The organism is Sinorhizobium sp., assembly GCF_059070375.1.
Map to the genome: position 1 here is coordinate 1,203,757 of NZ_JCACWC010000003.1, position 19,765 is coordinate 1,223,521.

General features: G+C 62.3%; 19 protein-coding genes. 8 read left to right on the plus strand and 11 right to left on the minus strand.

Translation table 11 applies throughout. From position 1 onward, the window contains the following. From rplI to rpsF, 4 genes are all read right to left on the minus strand, one after another. A complete protein-coding gene (gene rplI, locus AC5J09_RS17790; protein ID WP_018094655.1) occupies positions 1–576 on the minus strand; it encodes a 50S ribosomal protein L9 in 576 nt (191 codons plus the stop codon). Between the two features lie 33 nt (positions 577–609). Next, positions 610–1,563: a YybS family protein gene (locus AC5J09_RS17795; protein WP_100672104.1), complete on the minus strand. Its 954-nt coding sequence runs from the start codon at positions 1,561–1,563 to the stop codon at positions 610–612. A 193-nt stretch (positions 1,564–1,756) separates the two neighbouring features. Continuing rightward, a complete protein-coding gene (gene rpsR / locus AC5J09_RS17800; RefSeq protein WP_003531693.1) occupies positions 1,757–2,005 on the minus strand; it encodes a 30S ribosomal protein S18 in 249 nt (82 codons plus the stop codon). A 25-nt stretch (positions 2,006–2,030) separates the two neighbouring features. Continuing rightward, positions 2,031–2,480, minus strand: a complete 450-nt coding sequence (rpsF, locus tag AC5J09_RS17805) for a 30S ribosomal protein S6 (protein ID WP_018094657.1) — start codon at positions 2,478–2,480, stop codon at positions 2,031–2,033. A gap of 343 nt (positions 2,481–2,823) precedes the next feature. Between rpsF and AC5J09_RS17810 the strand changes: the two genes are divergently transcribed. Then, positions 2,824–3,156 (plus strand): four-helix bundle copper-binding protein, encoded by a 333-nt coding sequence (locus AC5J09_RS17810; protein WP_100672105.1) that lies wholly within the window; start codon positions 2,824–2,826, stop codon positions 3,154–3,156. 26 nt (positions 3,157–3,182) lie between these two features. Here the strand turns inward: AC5J09_RS17810 and AC5J09_RS17815 are convergent, their stop codons facing one another. After that, positions 3,183–4,226: an aldo/keto reductase gene (locus tag AC5J09_RS17815; protein WP_494298125.1), complete on the minus strand. Its 1,044-nt coding sequence runs from the start codon at positions 4,224–4,226 to the stop codon at positions 3,183–3,185. Between the two features lie 336 nt (positions 4,227–4,562). Between AC5J09_RS17815 and fabD the strand changes: the two genes are divergently transcribed. The 7 genes from fabD (at position 4,563) to gmk (ending at position 11,732) form a co-directional block, all read left to right on the plus strand. Further along, entirely contained in the window at positions 4,563–5,507 is a 945-nt protein-coding gene (fabD, locus tag AC5J09_RS17820) for an ACP S-malonyltransferase (protein ID WP_494298126.1), read from the plus strand. A 24-nt stretch (positions 5,508–5,531) separates the two neighbouring features. Continuing rightward, a complete protein-coding gene (gene fabG, locus AC5J09_RS17825; protein ID WP_018094661.1) occupies positions 5,532–6,269 on the plus strand; it encodes a 3-oxoacyl-[acyl-carrier-protein] reductase in 738 nt (245 codons plus the stop codon). Positions 6,270–6,605: 336 nt separating this feature from the next. Next, entirely contained in the window at positions 6,606–6,842 is a 237-nt protein-coding gene (locus AC5J09_RS17830) for an acyl carrier protein (RefSeq protein ID WP_003531676.1), read from the plus strand. A 305-nt stretch (positions 6,843–7,147) separates the two neighbouring features. Next, the gene (gene fabF / locus AC5J09_RS17835; protein WP_324763166.1) at positions 7,148–8,413 is read left to right on the plus strand and encodes a beta-ketoacyl-ACP synthase II; all 1,266 of its coding nucleotides are present in this window, start codon (positions 7,148–7,150) and stop codon (positions 8,411–8,413) included. Between the two features lie 321 nt (positions 8,414–8,734). Beyond that, complete coding sequence (gene mltG / locus AC5J09_RS17840) at positions 8,735–9,934, plus strand: endolytic transglycosylase MltG (protein ID WP_324763167.1); 1,200 nt, start codon at positions 8,735–8,737, stop codon at positions 9,932–9,934. A gap of 247 nt (positions 9,935–10,181) precedes the next feature. Then, positions 10,182–11,069, plus strand: coding sequence for a YicC/YloC family endoribonuclease (locus AC5J09_RS17845; RefSeq protein ID WP_275596516.1), 888 nt, complete (start codon positions 10,182–10,184; stop codon positions 11,067–11,069). A 3-nt stretch (positions 11,070–11,072) separates the two neighbouring features. Continuing rightward, entirely contained in the window at positions 11,073–11,732 is a 660-nt protein-coding gene (gmk, locus tag AC5J09_RS17850) for a guanylate kinase (protein WP_003531657.1), read from the plus strand. Positions 11,733–11,845: 113 nt separating this feature from the next. Here gmk and rsmA read toward each other — a convergent pair whose 3' ends face one another. From rsmA to lptF, 6 genes are all read right to left on the minus strand, one after another. Then, positions 11,846–12,670: a 16S rRNA (adenine(1518)-N(6)/adenine(1519)-N(6))-dimethyltransferase RsmA gene (gene rsmA / locus AC5J09_RS17855; protein WP_494298127.1), complete on the minus strand. Its 825-nt coding sequence runs from the start codon at positions 12,668–12,670 to the stop codon at positions 11,846–11,848. Next, positions 12,670–13,698, minus strand: a complete 1,029-nt coding sequence (gene pdxA, locus AC5J09_RS17860; RefSeq protein ID WP_494298128.1) for a 4-hydroxythreonine-4-phosphate dehydrogenase PdxA — start codon at positions 13,696–13,698, stop codon at positions 12,670–12,672. The genes rsmA and pdxA overlap by 1 nt, the downstream gene beginning before the upstream one ends. Before the next feature lie 9 nt (positions 13,699–13,707). Next, positions 13,708–14,658 carry a peptidylprolyl isomerase gene (locus AC5J09_RS17865; protein WP_324763171.1) on the minus strand — a complete coding sequence of 317 codons (951 nt, stop codon included), beginning with the start codon at positions 14,656–14,658 and terminating at the stop codon, positions 13,708–13,710. Positions 14,659–15,006: 348 nt separating this feature from the next. Further along, positions 15,007–17,352, minus strand: coding sequence for an LPS-assembly protein LptD (locus AC5J09_RS17870; RefSeq protein WP_494298129.1), 2,346 nt, complete (start codon positions 17,350–17,352; stop codon positions 15,007–15,009). Next, complete coding sequence (gene lptG, locus AC5J09_RS17875) at positions 17,352–18,434, minus strand: LPS export ABC transporter permease LptG (RefSeq protein WP_018094670.1); 1,083 nt, start codon at positions 18,432–18,434, stop codon at positions 17,352–17,354. The genes AC5J09_RS17870 and lptG overlap by 1 nt, the downstream gene beginning before the upstream one ends. Beyond that, positions 18,431–19,603: an LPS export ABC transporter permease LptF gene (gene lptF, locus AC5J09_RS17880; protein ID WP_100672115.1), complete on the minus strand. Its 1,173-nt coding sequence runs from the start codon at positions 19,601–19,603 to the stop codon at positions 18,431–18,433. The genes lptG and lptF overlap by 4 nt, the downstream gene beginning before the upstream one ends. Positions 19,604–19,765: the final 162 nt, after the last annotated feature.

The window sequence follows — 19,765 nt, forward strand, 5'->3', positions numbered from 1 at the left end:
TTATTCTTCTTCGGACTCGATCTCGGCTTCCGGGTTGAAGAAATCTTCCGGCTTCAGGGCGTCTTCGTCCACGCCGTAGATGGCATCGGCCGAGGTCAGGCTTTCGCCCTTGGCCTGGCGCTCGGCTTCTTCTGCCGAACGGGCGACGTTGATTTCGATCGCCACGTCGACTTCCCCGTGCAGGTGCAGCGTGACCTTGTGCAGGCCGATAGCCTTGATCGGCTGGTTGAGGTCGACCTGGTTCCGGTTGATGTTGAAGCCTTCGGCAGCCAGCGTCTCGACGATGTCGCGGGCGGCAACCGAGCCGTAAAGCTGGCCGGTCTCGCCAGCGGAACGGACGATGATGAAGGACTTGCCGTCAAGCGAATCGGCAACCTTCTGGGCTTCCGACTTACGCTCGAGGTTACGGGCTTCGAGCGTCGAGCGCTCGGATTCGAAACGGGCCTTGTTGGCGGCATTGGCGCGGAGCGCCTTGCCGAGCGGCAGCAGGTAGTTGCGCGCGAAGCCGTCGCGAACCTTTACGGTTTCGCCCATCTGGCCGAGCTTGGCGATGCGTTCGAGGAGAATGACTTCCATTTTGATTTCCTTTCAGTTTGTTCGTGTCGTTGGTCAGTTTTTTCCCGTGGGCGTGAGTGCGATGGCGCGGCGCGTATCGATCAAGCCGGACAGGAGGAAGAAGAAAGCCGGAATCGTAAAGACGAACACCGACAGGTATGCGATCCACAGCACGGGAAGCCGCCAGGACTTGCCGCGCGTGCGAAAATGAAAAGAGGCGAAGCCCGACAGCAGGAAGCCGGCGCCGAAGGTACCGCAGACGAGCGCACCGATCACAGCCGGCGCCCCGCCGAAGAAGGTGAGGGCCAGGCCGCCGAGAAAAACGAAGATGGCGTTGCGGTGCATCCTGAGCGACGAGGGAACGTCCTCCCGCGGCCGAAGCGCCTTGCCGGACAGCTGCACGATGCGGGTCGCGAGATAGTAGGCGGCGAACAGCATCAATACCCAGATGGCACCCTGCACGAGCGGCAGCGCCAGCGTGAATATCGACTTGAGCTGAGCGATCGCCGCGGCATCCGGATTGTAGAGCGGTTCCTGCGCCTTTATCGCCTCGACCACCATATCGACCATGATGTCGGAGACGCTCGCGTCGTATCCGACGATATAGCCGACGATGATCATGCCGACCGTCACCAGTCCGGCAAGATGCACGAGGATGTCGGAGAGCGGATACCAGGCGAGTGAACCCTCGGGACCGCCGAGTTCGGAAGCCGGGCGCGCAAGATTGGAGAGGTGGCTGAGCCAGCCGGCCGGGACGAGCGTCACGACGACGATCAGCAGTGCGAAATAGGGTGACACGAGTGCCACTGCTGCCCCGCCCGCGACCACGATGGCAGCGATGGCGGCGGCGTTTCCCCAACCGAGACCCGCAATCAGGATCGGCAGCGCGGAGGCGGCGTAGAGAACGATCGCAAGAGACGACTGCGTATTCGCGCCCATCGACAAGAGGGCGGCGGTAATGCCGGCGAGAACGCCGGTCAGCAGCGATGTCCTGTTCCAGTTCTTCACGTTCGCTGTCCTGCTTGAGATGCAGTTAGGGGCGGCCGTCCGGCCATTGCCCCAACATGGGATTTGCGCGCCGTTCCGGCGCGTTTCCGATCCGCGCCCACCGCGGAAGGGAGGGATCGAGGCACACTTGAAAGCGCGCCTCGATCGAAGCTGGTTTCCGTTGAGTCAACCGATCAACGGAGCGCCGGCCGCCTTACGATACGATGTAGGGCAGCAGGCCGAGGAAGCGGGCGCGCTTGATCGCCTGGGCGAGTTCGCGCTGCTTCTTCTGGGAAACGGCCGTGATGCGCGACGGCACGATCTTGCCGCGCTCGGAAATGTAGCGCTGCAGGAGACGGACGTCCTTGTAGTCGATCCGAGGAGCGTTTGCGCCCGAGAAGGGGCAGGTCTTGCGGCGACGGTGGAACGGACGGCGTACCGGAGCGGAAGAAACTTCAGCCATTGTCTTTATCTCCTAAAGCTTCTTGTTAAGCGCGGTCTTCGCGCGGGCGGCGCGGACGGTCATCGCGGTCGCCACGGTCCGGACGCGGACCACGGTCGCCAAACCCGCCACGGTCCGGGCGGTCGCCGTCGCGGCGCGGACGATCGTCGCGGTCGCGCTTCTGCATCATCGCGGACGGGCCTTCCTCGTGCTTGCTGACGGCGATCGTCATGTAGCGCAGGATGTCTTCGTTGATGCGCATCTGACGCTCGACTTCGTGCACGGCCGGTGCCGGGGCATCGATGTCCATGAGGACGTAGTGAGCCTTGCGGTTCTTCTTGATGCGGTAGGTGAGGGACTTCAGGCCCCAGTTCTCGACCCGACCGACCTTGCCGCCGTTCGATTCGATGACACCCTTGTACTGCTCGACCAGAGCGTCGACCTGCTGCGGCGTGATGTCCTGCCGAGCGAGGAATACGTGTTCATAAAGAGCCATTGTGGCTTGCCTTTCTTGCGTTAATCAGCCCGGACCTCGGCGGCTAAGCCTCAACGACTGTTCTTAAAGGCCACTAAGAGCCGGCAAGAAAGTGTTGTATCGAGACGGTCGAGAGCGGAGACACGGGAGGCCGGAATGCCTTACATTCCTCGCGGTTTCCGAATGGAAACCGGCCCTCCGTTCAGCCACCAGCCAGAAGACCGGGCGTTTCGAACAGCGCGCTTATACGGGTTTTCACCCGAAATGCAAGCGCTCTCGTCGGATTGGCCCCCCGGCTGCACTCATCCGGAACAAAAGCGCCCTTGCGCTGTTGAGTGGGCTCCCACCCATCCGGGAGAAGAAAATGGCCCCCTTCGATCCGAAGATGCAGGAATGCATCGAGAATTGTCTTGCCTGCTATCGCGTCTGCCTTTCTACGGCGATGACGCATTGCCTGGAGACCGGCGGCGAGCATACCGAGCCGCCGCACTTCCGGCTGATGATGGCCTGCGCGGAAATTTGCAGGGACGCGGCGCATTTCATGCTGCTGGGTACGCCGCACCACAAGCACCTGTGCGGCGAATGTGCCGAGATCTGTGCGGAGTGCGCGGACGACTGCGAGCGCATCGGCGACATGGGCGATTGCGTCGACGCCTGCAGGCGCTGTGCCGAGAGCTGCCGCCAGATGGCGGCATGAAGCCGCCGCTCCGGCGGGAGAGTGTTTCAGATCGGCGCCGGATAGAGCCGGTGCAGCCGCCGGATGCTGTTCATCACGTCCTGGGAGAGAGTGACGTCGGCGGCGCCGAGGTCATTCTTCAGTTGCTCCATGGACGTGGCGCCGATGATGGCCGAGGCCATGAAGGGGCGCGTGAGACAGAAGGCGATCGCCATTTGAGCGGGGTCAAGACCGTGTTCGCGGGCGAGTGCGGCATAGGCGGCGACGGCGGGCTCCTGATGCGGCGTGTAGCGGCCGCCGAGGTCGCCGTTGATCGACAGGCGCGATCCGGCCGGCCTGGCCCCGTCCAGATATTTTCCGCTCAACAGCCCGGCCGCCAGCGGCGAATAGGCGAGCAGTCCGATATCTTCGTGGTGCGACACTTCCGCCAGATCGAGATCGTAGCTGCGGTAGAGCAGACTGTACTCGTTCTGGATCGTTGCGACGCGCGGGAAGCCGTATCTGTTGGCCAGGTCGATCATCTTCATCGCGCCCCAGGCCGTATCGTTCGAAAGGCCGACCGCGCGGATTTTGCCCGCTTTGACGAGTTCGCCGAGTTTGTCCAGAATGGCCTTGAGATCAGCTGCAACCTCCTCCTTGTTCTGGTGGGAAGGGTCATAGGACCAGGCGTTTCGGAAGTGGTAATGACCGCGGTTGGGCCAGTGCAATTGATAAAGGTCGATATAGTCGGTTCTGAGCCGCGCGAGGCTCGCATCGACCGCTTCGGCGATCCCTTGCGGGGTGACCGGGCCGCCATTGCGGATGTAGGCACGGCCGGAGCCGGCGACCTTGGTTGCAACCACCACGTCGTCACGGCGGCCGCGTGCGGCCAGCCAATCGCCGATGATGCGCTCGGTGTTGCCGTAGGTCTCCGCTGAAAGCGGTGTGGTCGGATAGAGTTCGGCCGTATCGATGAAGTTGACGCCATGATCGAAGGCATAGTCGAGCTGTTCATGGGCCTCGGCCGGCGTGTTCTGCGAGCCCCACGTCATCGTTCCGAGACAGATGGACGAAACCTTGATGCCGGTGCGGCCGAGTTTGTTGTAGCGCATGACGTTCCTTGTGGGGCGGGTTAGCGCCCATGGGAGGAAGGCGCTCCGCCTTGGAAATGACGGTTGGCCGCAGGCCGGGAAGTTCCGGAACGGCGCGGCGGCAAAGCGGGGCAAACTTAAGCCTTGATTGGCGAAGATCAAGGGCAAAAGACCGTAACCAGCCGGCGAAGCGCGGCTTCCGCGCTTGACTTGCGGTTCAGGAATGTGAATGGAGAGGAAAATGCGGGGCGGCGCCAAAGGTCCGGGCGGTTCATCTGCACCCGCCCGCGCAATTGAAACGGTCACGGTTGCTGGCTTGCTCCGAACCAGCCGCGACCCATGGAAGGGGCACTCTTGATGAGCACCGCATTCACGTTCCCCGGTCAGGGCAGCCAGGCCGTCGGCATGGGCAAGGATCTGGCCGAGGCCTTTCCGGAGGCTGCCGCCGTCTTCGCCGAGATCGACGAGGCGCTCGGCGAAAAGCTTTCCGACATCATGTGGAACGGGCCTGAGGACACGCTGACGCTGACGTCGAATGCGCAACCGGCGCTGATGGCGGTGTCCATGGCGGTCATCCGCGTGCTCGAGGCCAAGGGCGTCGATCTCAAGCGCAAGGTTTCCTTCGTTGCGGGCCACTCGCTCGGGGAGTATTCGGCGCTCTGTGCCGCCGGTACCTTCTCGCTCGCCGACACGGCGCGTCTTCTGCGCATTCGCGGCGATGCCATGCAGGCGGCCGTGCCCGTCGGCAAGGGCGCGATGGCGGCGATCATCGGTCTGGAGCATGACGATGTCGAAGCGATCTGCCGCGACGCCGCATCGCTCGGCTCGTGCCAGATCGCCAACGACAACGGCGGCGGCCAGCTGGTGATCTCGGGCGAGAAGCCGGCTGTGGAGAAGGCCGCTGCTCTCGCATCGCAGAAGGGTGCCAAGCGCGCGCTGATGCTGCCCGTGTCCGCCCCCTTCCATTCCGCGTTGATGACACCGGCCGCAGAAGCCATGCGCAAGGCGCTCGCAACGGTCGAGAAGCGCGATCCCGTGGTGCCGGTCGTCGCGAACGTGCTTGCCGCGCCGGTTAGCGATGGGGGCGACATCGCACGCCTGCTTGTCGAGCAGGTGACCGGGCAGGTGCGCTGGCGCGAGACGGTCGAGTGGTTTGCGGCCCATGACGTGACGACGCTTTACGAGATCGGCTCGGGCAAGGTCCTGACGGGACTTGCCCGGAGGATCGACAAGACCGTCACCGGCATCGCCGTCAATTCGCCCGCCGATATCGAAGCGGCGCTTGCCGTCCTCTTGGCCTGAGCGCCCTACTATAAGGAGAAATCCATGTTCGATCTTTCAGGCCGCAAGGCTCTCGTTACCGGTGCTTCCGGTGGTATCGGCGAGGAAATCGCCCGCATGCTGCATGCTCAGGGCGCCGTCGTCGGACTGCATGGTACCCGCGTCGAGAAGCTCGAAGCTCTTGCCAACACCCTCGGCGAACGGGTTCAGATATTCCCGGCAAATCTCTCCGACCGCGCTGAAGTCAAGGCGCTCGGTGAAAAGGCGGAAGCCGATCTCGGCGGCGTGGACATCCTCGTCAACAATGCCGGCATTACCAAGGACGGGCTCTTCGTCCGCATGAGCGACGAAGACTGGGACAACGTCATCGAAGTCAATCTCACGGCCGTCTTCCGGCTGACGCGCGAGCTCACGCATCCGATGATGCGCCGTCGCTTCGGCCGCATCGTGAACATAACCTCGGTGGTCGGCGTCACCGGCAATCCGGGGCAGGCGAATTACTGTGCCTCGAAGGCCGGCATGATCGGCTTCTCCAAGTCGCTTGCACAGGAAATCGCCACCCGCAACGTCACGGTCAACTGCGTCGCGCCGGGCTTCATCGAAAGCGCGATGACCGGCAAGCTGAACGACAAGCAAAAGGAAGGGATCATGTCTGCGATCCCGATGCGGCGGATGGGAAGCGGAGCCGAGGTCGCCTCCGCCGTCGCCTATCTCGCTTCGAACGAAGCGGGATACGTCACCGGTCAGACGATCCACGTCAACGGCGGCATGGCGATGATCTGACGAGGCGATGGAGTGTGCGGTACCTTGGTCTTCGGCCTGTGCCGCGAGCTCCGATCAGCCTCTTCGTTTGTTTGTGCCAAATGCCTGAAAATCAATGTTGACCAAGGGAATATCGGGCATTTTCGCACTTTGCGGCAGGCATAAACCGTGTTAATCGGGCCATGACTGCGCGCAGTCGACCGTTCCGGCCAGGTGTCCGGCAGCTCTTGTTGCCCTAGGTTTCCGCGGTTTCGGTTGGATGGATTGCCCGTTGGACCAACTTGGTCTATCAGGCGTGATAGAGTGCCGGTGCCGGTAACAGCGCCGTAGAGAAACATAAGGTCGAGGAACTCCGACATGAGCGATATCGCAGAACGCGTGAAGAAAATTGTTATTGATCATCTTGGCGTCGACGCCGAAAAGGTCAGCGAAGGCGCAAGCTTTATCGATGACCTCGGCGCGGACTCGCTCGACACCGTCGAACTGGTCATGGCATTCGAAGAAGAATTCGGTGTCGAAATCCCGGACGACGCTGCAGATTCGATCCTCACCGTCGGCGACGCCGTCAAGTTCATCGAGAAAGCCCAGGCCTGACCTTCTGGCTTGAGTATTTGGCGGGCCGCACTCGCGGCCCGTTCAGCCCTGGGGCAGTGGGCTGGCCTGCATTCACTGCGGGTTGCGATCGGTAAAGCGTCCCGCCTTTCCCTCTGGTCGTCACTACTGCATGTCTCCTGATTGGAGTCCGTCCAGGGACAAGAACATGCAAGGAACCATAAGGTCAAAGCGACCTTTGCGCGTCTTCACGACGCTGTAACGAGATTTGCAATGCATGCGCGGGTCGCGATCGTCGCGTGGTCCGGTCCGGCGGTTGAATTGAACAGTCAGGGTGGGTCACGGGTATGAGACGTGTCGTTATCACCGGTACCGGCATGGTATCTCCTCTGGGTTGCGGAACCGAAGTCAGCTGGGCGCGTCTTCTGGCCGGCGACAATGCAGCCCGCAAGGTCACCGAGTTCGAGGTCGAGGACCTTCCCGCCAAGATTGCCTGCCGCATTCCCTTCGGCGATGGCAGCAACGGCACGTTCAATGCCGACGACTGGATGGAGCCCAAGGAACAGCGCAAGGTCGATCCCTTCATCGTCTATGCGATGGCCGCTGCCGATATGGCGCTGGCGGATGCCGGCTGGAAACCCGAAAGCGACGAAGACCAGATTTCGACCGGCGTCCTGATCGGCTCCGGCATCGGCGGGCTGGAGGGTATCGTCGATGCGGGTTACACCTTGCGCGACAAGGGCCCGCGGCGTATTTCCCCGTTCTTCATTCCCGGCCGGCTGATCAATCTCGCAGCCGGTCAGGTTTCCATCCGCCACAAGCTGCGCGGTCCCAACCATTCCGTCGTGACGGCCTGCTCGACCGGCGCGCATGCGATCGGCGACGCCAGCCGGCTGATCGCGCTTGGGGATGCGGACGTGATGGTTGCCGGTGGTACGGAATCTCCGATTTGTCGGATATCGCTCGCAGGCTTCGCCGCCTGCAAGGCGCTCTCGACCCAGCACAACGACAATCCTGAAAAGGCCTCGCGGCCCTATGACGCCGATCGTGACGGCTTCGTCATGGGCGAAGGTGCGGGCGTCGTCGTTCTGGAAGAACTGGAGCACGCAAAGGCGCGCGGTGCCAAGATCTACGCCGAAGTGATCGGATACGGCCTGTCCGGCGACGCCTTCCACATCACCGCTCCGTCCGAAGACGGCGAAGGCGCTCACCGCTGCATGCAGATGGCGTTGAAGCGCGCGGGCGTCACGGCTGCTGACATCGACTATATCAACGCCCACGGAACATCGACGATGGCCGACACGATCGAGCTCGGCGCGGTCGAGCGGCTGGTCGGAGACAGCGCTTCGAGGATCTCCATGTCCTCGACGAAATCGGCCATCGGGCATCTGCTCGGAGCGGCCGGCGCGGTCGAGGCCATCTTCTCGGCGCTCGCAATTCGCGACAATATCGCCCCGCCGACGCTCAATCTCGACAACCCATCCGTCGAGACGAAGATCGATCTGGTGCCGCATGTCGCGCGCAAGCGCGAGATCAATGTGGCCCTGTCGAACTCGTTCGGTTTCGGCGGCACCAACGCGTCGCTGATTCTGCGCCGTTACACCGGCCATTGATCCCTCGAGCGGGCGTGTTGCGAAACGGGTTGCCAAGGTAAGCGGAATTCGGGCAGATCTTCCGATCTGCATCGACCCGCGATCCCGCTTTTTGCCGCAATGCTCGCTACAAGCTGTCGCTGGAGTGGCGACGACTCGGGGCCGCCAAGGGCTATGTTCGCGCAAGCCACATCTGGTAAATGTAGGATATTCATCGCAGGGCAGGCCGTTCTTTCACCGGAGCCGCAGAGGCCGCCGTAACATTCACTGGTCGCCGGTCTAATCCGAAATTCGCACCGGCGGCGGTTTGAAAAGGTTGCGAATTTCGGAATCGGGATAATCGTGAGCGACTCAAACGATAACAGCGCGGTGCAATTCGGCCGCAATGAAACCGGGAGCAACGGGCCGATCATTCCGAAGTCGGCCAACGAAGCGCTGCGTCCCGAAAGAGTTCCCCATCCGCCGAAGCGTTCACGCAAGGCGCGCAGCCAAGTCGTCATCTTTCTCAACTTCGTCATGACTGTGGTCGTCTTCGTGGCACTCGCGGCCGCCGGGGCCGTCTATTATGCCATGCACGAATACGAGAAGCCGGGTCCCTTGGAGGCGAACAAGAACTTCATCGTTCGCAGCGGCGCGGGCATCAGCGAGATTGCCAGCAACCTGGAGCGCAACGAGATCATTACCGACAGCCGCGTATTCCGGTTCGTTTCGGAAGCCTATCTGAGCAATGACACGCTCAAGGCCGGCGAATACGAAATCAAGGCGCATGCATCGATGCAGGAGATCATGGAGCTTCTGAAATCCGGCAAGTCGATCCTCTACTCCGTCTCGCTGCCCGAGGGTTTGACCGTGAAGCAGATGTTCCACAGGCTTGCCGACGATCCGGTTCTTGTCGGCGATCTGCCGGCGGAGCTGCCGCCCGAAGGCTCCCTCAAGCCGGACACCTACAAGTTCACCCGCGGAACCGACCGTAACGAGATCATCAAGCAGATGGCCGCTGCCCAGAAGGCGCTGGTGCAGCAGATCTGGGAGAAGCGGGATCCGGATCTTCCCGTGTCGACCATAGAGGAATTCGTAACTCTTGCGTCGATCGTGGAGAAGGAGACCGGCCGCGCGGACGAGCGACCGCGGGTCGCTTCCGTGTTCATCAATCGCCTGGAAAAGGGCATGAGGCTGCAGTCTGATCCGACCATCATCTACGGCATCTTCGGGGGCGAAGGCAAACCCGCCGACCGGGCGATCCTGAGGTCCGACCTCGACAAGCAGACGCCGTACAACACCTATCTCATCAAAGGTCTGCCGCCGACGCCGATCGCAAATCCGGGCCGGGCGGCGCTCGAAGCCGTCGCCAATCCGTCGCGCACGCCCGAACTCTACTTCGTCGCCGACGGCACCGGTGGACACGTCTTTGCGGAGACGCTCGACGAGCACAATGCCAATGTGCGGCGCTGGCGCAAGATCGAGGCGGAGAGGGCAGCGGAGGCGGCGAAGGCCATCGAGGCGGCACAGGATGCCGTCACGCAGACCGGAACCCAGCAATAATACAGGTCGCCAAAACCGCGCAGCGGTTTGGGATAACGACAATGCACGAAAGCAGAACCTGAGGCGCGCCGCATGAATTAAATGCGGCGCGCTTCAGCCTCATGTGGACGGGCTCGCCGCCGCGCGGATATTCCTTGCGGAGTTCGGCGCTGTCGCCATAGTGCTTCCCTCAACGACAATGTCGTGCCTCCCTCGGAGGTACAGAAATCGTTGTCACTTTAACGAATCACTGCCAACGGAGGAAACGATGCCGCTCCAATCGATGACCGGCTTTGCCAGGAAAGAGGGGAGCACCGGACGGTATCGCTGGGCCTGGGAACTCCGTTCGGTCAACGGCAAAGGTCTCGACATGCGGCTTCGCCTGCCGCCGGGACTGGAACGTATCGAACCCGACTGCCGACGTCTCGCCTCGCAGTACTTCTCGCGAGGGAACCTGCAGGTCGGCCTTTCACTGAGCGGTACGGAAGTTTCGGCGGAGGCAGTTCTCAACGAGGAAGCGCTCGCCGCCGTCCTGAAGCTTCGCGAACGATTGGGCGATGTCATCGATCCGGCGCCGCTCAAACTCGATACGCTGCTTTCCATTCGCGGCATTGTCGACTTCCGCGAGCCGGAGGAGAGCGAGAACGAGCGCGCGGAACGCGACGCGGAGATACTCGCCGGCCTGGAAGGCGCGCTCGCCGATCTGCGGACGATGCGGGAAGACGAGGGCAAGGCGCTCGGGCAGGTGCTGCTCGCCCAGGTGGAGCGCATCGAGAAGCTGACCGCGGTAGTCGAAAACGATCCGTCCCGCAGCCCGCAGGCGATCGCCGACAGGCTGGCGCAGCAGGTTTCGGTGATCATGGCCAACGCGTCCGGCATCGACCGCGAAAGGCTGCATGCGGAGGTCGCGCTGCTTGCGACGAAGGCCGATCTTCGGGAGGAACTCGATCGGCTGGGTTCCCATATCGGCGCTGCCCGCGACCTCCTGACAAAGGGCGGGCCGGTCGGACGCAAGCTCGATTTCCTTGCACAGGAATTTAACCGAGAATCGAATACCATCTGTTCGAAATCGAATGCCGCTGCCGTGTCTGCCGCCGGTATCGAATTGAAGGTCGTGATCGACCAGTTCCGCGAACAGGTTCAGAATCTGGAGTAGGATATGAAACCGGCGACCGTTTCGCCCATCAAGATCGCTCGCCGCGGGCTGATGCTCGTGATTTCATCGCCCTCAGGTGCGGGGAAGTCTACGATCGCGCGCAACCTGCTCGAAGCTGATCCGGACTTGAGCATTTCAGTGAGCGTGACGACGCGTTCGCGGCGGCCGAGCGAGATCGAGGGGCGGCATTATTTTTTCAAGTCGATCCGAGAGTTCGAGGCACTGAGGGCAACGGACTCGCTGCTCGAATGGGCCGAAGTGCACGGCAATTACTACGGCACGCCGCGTGACGCCGTCGAGAAGGCGATGGGCGAAGGGCGGGACATGCTCTTCGACATCGACTGGCAGGGCGCCCAGCAGCTGCAGGAAAAAATGGCGGGCGACGTGGTATCGATCTTCATCCTGCCGCCGTCCATGGCGGAGCTGCAGTCGCGGCTCCATCGGCGCGCCGAGGATAGTGAAGAGGTCATCGCGACGCGGCTGGCCAATTCGCGCGCCGAAATCGAGCACTGGCGCGAATACGACTACATCGTGGTCAACGACGATCTCGACCGGGCCTTCTCCTCCGTCAGGGCGATCGTCGAAGCCGAGCGCCTTCGCCGCGACCGGCGCCCCGGCCTCTTCGAATTCGTCAACGGACTGCTGACGGAAAATCCACTCTGAGCGCGCCGCTTATCCCTTCGGCCGCCTTGCGGGAAGAGGGTGCCGGCAGGCGTATGAGGGGAAGACGGCCGGCGACTGCGGGCTCGCTCCTGCGCTGTCGCAAGCGTCCGGCTCTACAGACAATTGGCCAGTCGGCAAAATTCTTCCACAGTCAGGGTTTCCGCGCGGCGTTGCGGATCGATGCCCGCCTTCGCAAGCAGCGCCTCGCCACCGAGGGGTTTCAGGCTCTGGCGGAGCATCTTGCGCCGTTGGCCGAAGGCTGCCTGGGTGACCTTTTCGAGGACCGCGGGCGAGCAGGGGATCGGAGCTTCGACAGGCTCGAGATGGACGACCGTCGACGTCACTTTGGGCGGCGGTGTGAAGGCCTGCGGCGGCACGTCGAATGCCAGACGCGCCTTTGTACGCCAGCCGCAGAGGACGCCGAGCCTGCCGTAGTGATCGTCATCGGCGCCGGCGACGATCCTGAGGCCGACCTCGCGCTGGAACATCAGCGTCAGGGATTGCCAGAAGGGCGGCCAGTGCCCTGGCAGCAGCCAGTTGACGAGAAGCTGGGTGCCGACGTTGTAGGGAAGATTGGCGATGATGCGCACCGGGCCGTCGGCAAGCGATTCGAAGTCCACCTTCAACGCGTCGCCCTCGATGATGTCGAGCCGCCCCGGATAATGGGCGCCGATCTCGGCGAGTGCCGGCAGGCAGCGCGAATCGCGCTCGATCGCGACGACCTTCTTGGCCCCCAGAGCGAGGATCGCCCGTGTAAGGCCGCCGGGACCCGGACCGACTTCGATCACCGTCACGTCCTCCAGCGGACCGGCGGTGCGCGCGATCTTCTGGGTAAGGTTGAGATCGAGGAGGAAATTCTGGCCGAGCGCCTTCTTCGCGTCGAGACCGTGGCGCTGGATGACGTCGCGTAGCGGCGGCAGACCGTCGAGAGCCGTCATCAGCGCTTCGTCCTGCCGGCGTTGCGGGCAAGTTCTTCTGCAAGCCGCAGTGCCGCAAGAAGGCTTTCCTCGCGCGCGGTCCCTTTCCCGGCCAGACTGAAAGCGGTTCCGTGATCCGGAGAGGTTCTGATGAAGGGCAGGCCCAGCGTGACATTGACGCTGTCGTCGAAACCGAGCGCCTTGGCCGGGATCAATGCCTGATCGTGATACATGCAGATGGCGACGTCGTAGCTTTCTCTCGCGCGATCGTGAAACATGGTGTCCGCCGGCAAGGGTCCGACGACGTCCAGCCCCTCGGCGCGCAGCCGATCGATGACGGGGCGGATGACGGCATCGTCCTCGCGGCCGAGCGCGCCGCCTTCGCCCGCATGCGGATTGAGACCGGCAATCGCCAGGCGCGGCGCCGGCAGGCCGAAACGGCTCCTGAGGTCGGCCGCGGTGATCGTGCAGGTCTCGTAAATCAACTCCGGCGTCAGCGCGGCTGGAACGTCCTTGAGCGGGATATGGATCGTGACCGGGACCGCGCGCAGTTTCGGTCCGGCGAGCATCATCACCGGCAGGGCGGCAACGCCCGTTGCGCGCGCGGCGCGATCCGCGAGATATTCGGTGTGGCCCGGGAAGCGGAACCCGGCCTCGTAGAGCACTGCCTTGGCAATCGGATTGGTGGCGATGGCGGACGCCTCTCCCGCCAGCACGAGCCGGACGGCGGTGTCGATCGCATCGGTTACGGCGGAAGCATTCGCCGCATCGGGATTACCGGGAACGACGGGGGCAGGGGAGCGGACCGGCCAAACGGGCAGCGCCTGCCGGAATGCGGCGACGGCCCCGAGACAATCGGTCTCGCATATCGGCACGGTCAGACCCAGGAGCTTGGCACGGGCGGCGAGTACCGCCGGATCGCCCACATAGAGAAACGGCGGCGTCGCCCGATCGGCCCGCTTCGCCCATACGGAGAGGCTGATGTCCGGGCCGATCCCGGCCGGATCGCCCATGGTCAGGGCGACCGGCCCGATGCTCGTCTCGCTCATACCGGCTCGTTACTTGTTGGCGATCTGCGCCTTCGAGCGCAGTTCTTCAAGATATTTGGCGCTGTTCGGGTCTTCCCCCTCGGCCTTCTTCTTGCCGAGATCCTCGGCGCGGAAGACGATCTCGGCGGCGGCATCGTCGTTGACCTGACGCTTCTTGCAGATTGCCAGATATTCGACGCCTTTTTCGGTAACGCGCGTACCCGTCGTCATGCCGTCGCCGGCCTTTTCGACGAGCGGCTTCCAATCTTCGGGCAGCTGCTGTGCCAGAATCCGGCCGAGGCTGCGGATCGAGACGTCGCGGTAGTTCGCCGCGAAGGCCTTTGAGGTGTCGCAACCTGGAAACTGCGAGCGCGAGGCATTGGCTTCAGCCTGCCGCTTCGCCGTGATGGCGCCGCGCTTCGATTCGGGAATGACGAAGATGACCTGCTGCAGGAAATATTCCGTCGTGACCGGCTTGTTGCCGCCGCCCTGCATCATGCGCTTGACGAGGTCGCCGCCGGAAAGGCGGCTGGCACTGCCGTAGCGGAAGTTGACGACACGCGGCCAGCTCATCTGGACTGCGATATACTGCTTGAAATGATCGATGCCGACGCCGGCCTGGTCAAGGATCTTGCCGAGCTGCTCCGGCGAAAGCTTGTTCCCGGCAGCGAAACGCGCGAAGGCGGCATCGACCTCATCCGTGCTGACGGACTGCTGAACGCGCGCGATTTCGGCGCGCTTCAGTACCTCGTCGACGAGCTGCTGCTTGGCTTCGGCCGCGCCGCCGCTTTGCCGCTGAAGCCGAAGGAAAGCGACCCGCTTGGCTACGTCGCCTGAGGTGATCACGGTGCCGTTGACGACCACCTCGACGGTACTCGCCGCCATTACCGTGGTAGCCGTACCCGCTGCAACACTCAGCGCACCCGCCAGTGCAACCGCCGAAAGCAACCTCACGATCGCGTTTTTCCCGCCCATCATCATTCCCCTGTTCGTTCTGCCTCCCGTTGCCGGCGGCTTCAGTTGCCACACTGCCGACCTTGCTACGGCGAGCTCTGCGCGCTCCGCAAGTCGCGGGGCGTCATAGGTGTCAATGCGAGGGAAATGCATAATACATGCGGCCAAACAATGACAAGACCGCATGATCGATTCACGCCGGAGCGCCGTGCGTTCGAGCGGACGCCGGAAGGACGCTTCAACTTATGGAACCGTCCTTTCCGAAAGTCGATTCCGATCGGGCCAATGCGGCAAGGGTGGAACATGGCCACTTCAGAGCACTTCCAGGAAAAACGTAGAACGGTTTCCGTCCGGAAGTGCGCCGTTTCAAACGCTCTAGAAGTAGTCCAGTTCGTCGAACTTGGTGTCGCCGACATAGACGTCACCGAGCGTGCGGAAGCTGATGCGGGCGCCGATCGACCAATCGTTCGCGAGCGAACTGTCGGTGTCCCGCTCCTGCTTGTAGACGATCGAGAACAGCGTGTCCTGGTCGTCATAGGTGATGCCGAGGCCGTTGCGGGAGACGACGCCCGCGTCGATGTCGTAGGTCACTGCGCCGAAAACCGACCAATACTCGTGGAATCGGTAGGCGGCAGCGGTCTGGATTTCGTCCTGATCGAACGGTGAGCCATAGGTCGGCTGCGCTTCGATCCGCGTATAGGTGAGAGCGGCCTGCCAGTTCAGCCCGAGATAGCCGACCGTTGCATCGGCGCGGCGCAGCGAGAAGTCGCTTTCGTCCAGCCGTCCGGAGAGGCTCGCCATCAGACCGGACGGGGCATCGATACCCAACATGGCGACATAGTCGGAACTGTCGGTTTCGAGGCCCGAATCCGCCCCGACCTTGACGAGATCGTTCGTCGCGAAGGAATTGAGGCCGCCAAGGTGAAACGACTGGCCGGCTATGGCGCGCAGGCCGAAGCCGCTGTCGAAGCTTCCAGTATAGCGCAGGCCGATATTCGCGCGCGTACCGCCCTCGATACGATCGTAACCGGAGAATTTGTCGCGATCGAAGAGGTTGGTCGCATCGAAGACGAAACTCTGCGCGTCTTCGTTCGGCAGTCCGCCCGCATATTGCTCGTCCGGACGCGCATACAGCTGCCCGATCGGCTCGAGAACGTGGGTGCTCGTCTCTCCAGCGAAGAGGATCGGATAGCGTGCCTCGAGACCGGCGGTCAACATTCTACGGGTCTCGGCATCGCTGCTGCTGAAGTTGCCGGTGTAACCGACCGGGTCATCCACATTCATGCCGAGGGCATCGCCGCGTGCCGCGAGCAGCGGTGTCAGCACAAGTCCGCCGGGCGCAATGAAGGTTCGCTTCCATTCGAGTTCGCCGGTGAGCCTGTGCGAGGTACCCTCGAGGCCGCGGAAGCGCTCGACCCCCAGCACGTTTATCCTGTCGAGCCGGTTGCGCTTGATGTTGGTAAGGTTGAAATCGGCGTTGAGTTCGCCGCCCAGGATCGGCTCCGGTGCAGTGTAGGAATAGTCGAGGACCTGCGCGATCGGCTGCTTGTTTTCGTCGAGGCTGTTTGGGTCGGCATCCTGAATGTCGAAATAGAAGGCCCGCAGGTCGAAATAATTGCGTTTTCCAAGGCCCGTGAGATAAGCCTGGTTCACATAGGTCGTGCCGTCGAAGGTCGACAGATCGTAGGTCTTGGCGAAGTTGTTGTCCGACTGGACGAGGACGTTCCAGCCGAAGCTCCAGCGCGGATTGATCTCGAATTTGCCCCGCGAAGCGATCATGCCGCGATTGGTTTCCAGCGCGTCCACGGTTCCCGGTGTGAATTGCTCCCTGTCCAGCTGGCTGATGCCGGCGACGTTCAGCGTATGCAGGCCGTTGTGGAACTGCTGCCGGAACTCACCTTCAAGGAGAAAACCCTGGCGGGTCAGCCCGGTGCCGGTGATCGTCGCGTCCATGTAGGGCGAGATCGCCCAGTAGTAGGGCACTCCTACGCCGGCGCCGAGCTTTTGCGTGTAGCGGAACTGCGGGAACAGGAAGCCACTCTTGCGCTTGACCGTATGGTCCGGGATTTCCATCACCGGAATGTAGGCGATCGGCTTGCCGAAGAGCTCGAAATAGGCGTGCTCGAGCCGAATGGTACGGGTGCGTCCGTTCTGAATGATTCGCTGGGCCTTGATGTGCCACAGAGAGCGATGTTCCGGCTTGGTGTTGCACGGCGTGCATGCGGTGTAGACAGCCTTGTTGAGGATGAATTCCTCGCCATTGCGTCTTTCGCCGGTTTCCGCCGCCAGGCGCGTCAGATCCGTCGTTTCGATCCTGAGGGCCTGGACGAAGCCGTTGCCGAAGTCGTCGGTGACGTCCATTCTGTCGGCATAAACGATGTTGCCGCCCGGCTCGATGAGCTGGATGTCGCCGGTCGCGAGGATGCGGCCGGATTTCTGGTCGTAATCGACCTGCCGGGCCACCATCTTGTAGCCGCCGTATTCGATCTGCACATTGCCGCGTACGGTCACCTTTTCCGTGTCGCGATTGTAGACGAGCTCATTGGCGGTCAGCAGCAGCTTGGCGTCGGCAGGAATATTCGGCTGCAGTTCGTCGATTCGCGTCCCTGCGTCCTGCGCCTTGGCTGGCGCATTCATTCCGATGGCAAGCATATGCAGCGCCACGCCTGCAAGCAGGGCAGCGTTGGTAAGCTTCATGCGTTTGCGGTTGCCTGCCGCCACTAGCCATCCTCCTGATGCAGTAGAATCGTCGAGCCCAGCGCCATTGCTACAACAACCGGCAGCCAGGCTGCAACGAACGGAGGCACAATGCCGCTGCTCCCGAATGCTTTGACAAGCACGGTGACGACATAAAGCACGAAGCCCGACAGGATTCCACCGAGAATCACCGATCGAGATTGGTTGAACCGGCTAAATTTTAACGAGACGCAGGCGGCGATCAGCGTCATGGCGACGAGCAGCAGCGGCAGCGACATGAGAGAGTGAAATTGCGTTTCCAGGCCGTTGGTGGAAAAGCCGAAGGACCGTGCCACTTCGATTTTCCGCGGAAGGTCAAAAAACTGAATAGAATCAGCCTTTGCCAGACGTTCCTGGACGAAATCCGGCTTCAGGTTGGTGCGGAGCTGTGCCGTTTCCATACGACGCGGCAGGCGCCCGACCTCCGTCTCGACGACGCCATTAAGAAGCCAGTAACCATCTTCGAGTTTCGCCGACTTCGCATCCTGCCGGAGCGTGATTGCGCCCTGTGGATCGAAGTGGATAACGGTCACGTTGATCAGCTCGGTGCCGCCGTTCTGGACGGAGCGTGCGCCGATGATCGTGTCGGTGCCGTCGTAGATCTGCCGGAGCCAGGGAATCGAGTTCGCGGCGGCCGAACGGGTGGAGCCCCACTCCGCCTCCAGCGCTTCCGCCTTCTTGGTTCCCCAGGCGGCAAGCGGGTTGATCACGACCACTGCAAGCACGCCGAAGAGCAGCGCGCCGACGACGAACGGACGCAGGAATTGCCAGACCGAAATGCCCGCCGCCCGAGTTACGACGAGTTCATAGCGCCGGTTAAGGGAGATCAACGCCGCCATCGCCGCGAAAAGCGCGACGAAGGGCACCGTTTGCTGCAGAATCGTCGGAATGCGGAACGCAGTCATCAGCAGCGCGCCCGACACCGTGTAATGTGGCAGGTTCGACATGCGGCTGGTCAGTTCGCTGAAGTCGATGATGAAGATCAGCGCGAAAATGCCGACGAGGAACCAAAACGTGGTGCGTGCATAACGTTTGAAGAAATAACGTCCGAGCGTGTTGAAAATCATGAGGGCTGCTCCCCGTCGGCACCCGCCGGCCGCACGAGCCGTAGCCTGACCATGAGGTCCGTGAGCTTTTCCTGCCAGGTCATGGGGATGTCGAGGCGCCGGTTGCTGGCAAGCTGCTGTATGGCAAGCGCTCCCGTCACCAGCGGGATCAGATACATGAGCGGCACGAACCATACCGAATCTTCGGCGCTGTTGGCCGCGTAGAACGTCATCCACCGGATGACCAGAGCCGCTCCAAGGGCGCTGACCATCGGGTGCACGCGTGCTTCGCGATGCGACCGGGCATCGCTGCTGACGACGAGTGCAATGAGGCCGAAGAGCAGCGGAAAGGTCCATTCGGTGAAGCGCCGGTGCAGCTCCGCCGCAAAGGCGCGCGGAGCTCTCTTGTAGGCTTCGTCGTCGGGATCGGGGTCAAGCAGATAGAAGAGATCGCGATCCTTGGCGCGGATATTGGCCTCTCCGGCCATCCTGGTCAGGTCGGTCAGATCGAAGGCGTAGGAGTCGAACTTGATGATGGAAACGTCGCCGTCCGGCAGTTTGCGGTGGACCTCTCCGTCCTTCATCACCAGCGCGGAGCGTTCCTCGTCGACGGCTCCTTCGCGCGCATAGTAGACGAGTTCGAAATTCGGATCGCGCGCATCGGCGACGAAGATGCCCTGCAGCACGCCGCCGCTGCGGCGGGCGCCGACCTGAACGTAAAGCCCGTCGGTAATCTTGCGGAATGCGTTCTCCTGGACGACGGAGGCGAGCAGATCCGCATGGGCCGTCGCGATCATCTTGCGTACCGCAACGCGCGAATAAGGCTCGACGAAATTGTCGATGGCGAAGGAGAGGACGCTCAGTCCTGCCGCGAGAAACATCACCGGCCGGATGATGGACATGCGCGAACTGCCGGCGGCACTCAGCACCGTAAGCTCTGAATCGGTGTTCATCGCGCTCAGCGTCTGCGTCACGCCAATCACCAGGGCAAAGGGCAGGATGATCGGCACGACCGAGGGCAGAATCAGCGTCGCGAGCTTCAGGAAGGCGATGATCGACTGACCGCTGTCGGTAACGAGGTTGACATTGGTGAGCGCCTGCGTGGTCCACACGATGCCCATCAACGGCAGGAGCGTCGCCAGGAACATGATCGTGGCGCGCCGGAATATGTAGCGTTCGATGAGCTTCATAGCCGTATCCGGTCCAAGGTCCTGCTCAAATTCGTATGCCGTTCGGTTGCGGACGAGCGCGCAATTTCTTGCCGGCCGAGGTGGCCGTCTTCGTCCCCGTGCCGCGAATCGGAATCTGCGACAACAGGGAAAATATAAGCCGAAGAATTTCGGTTAACCGCA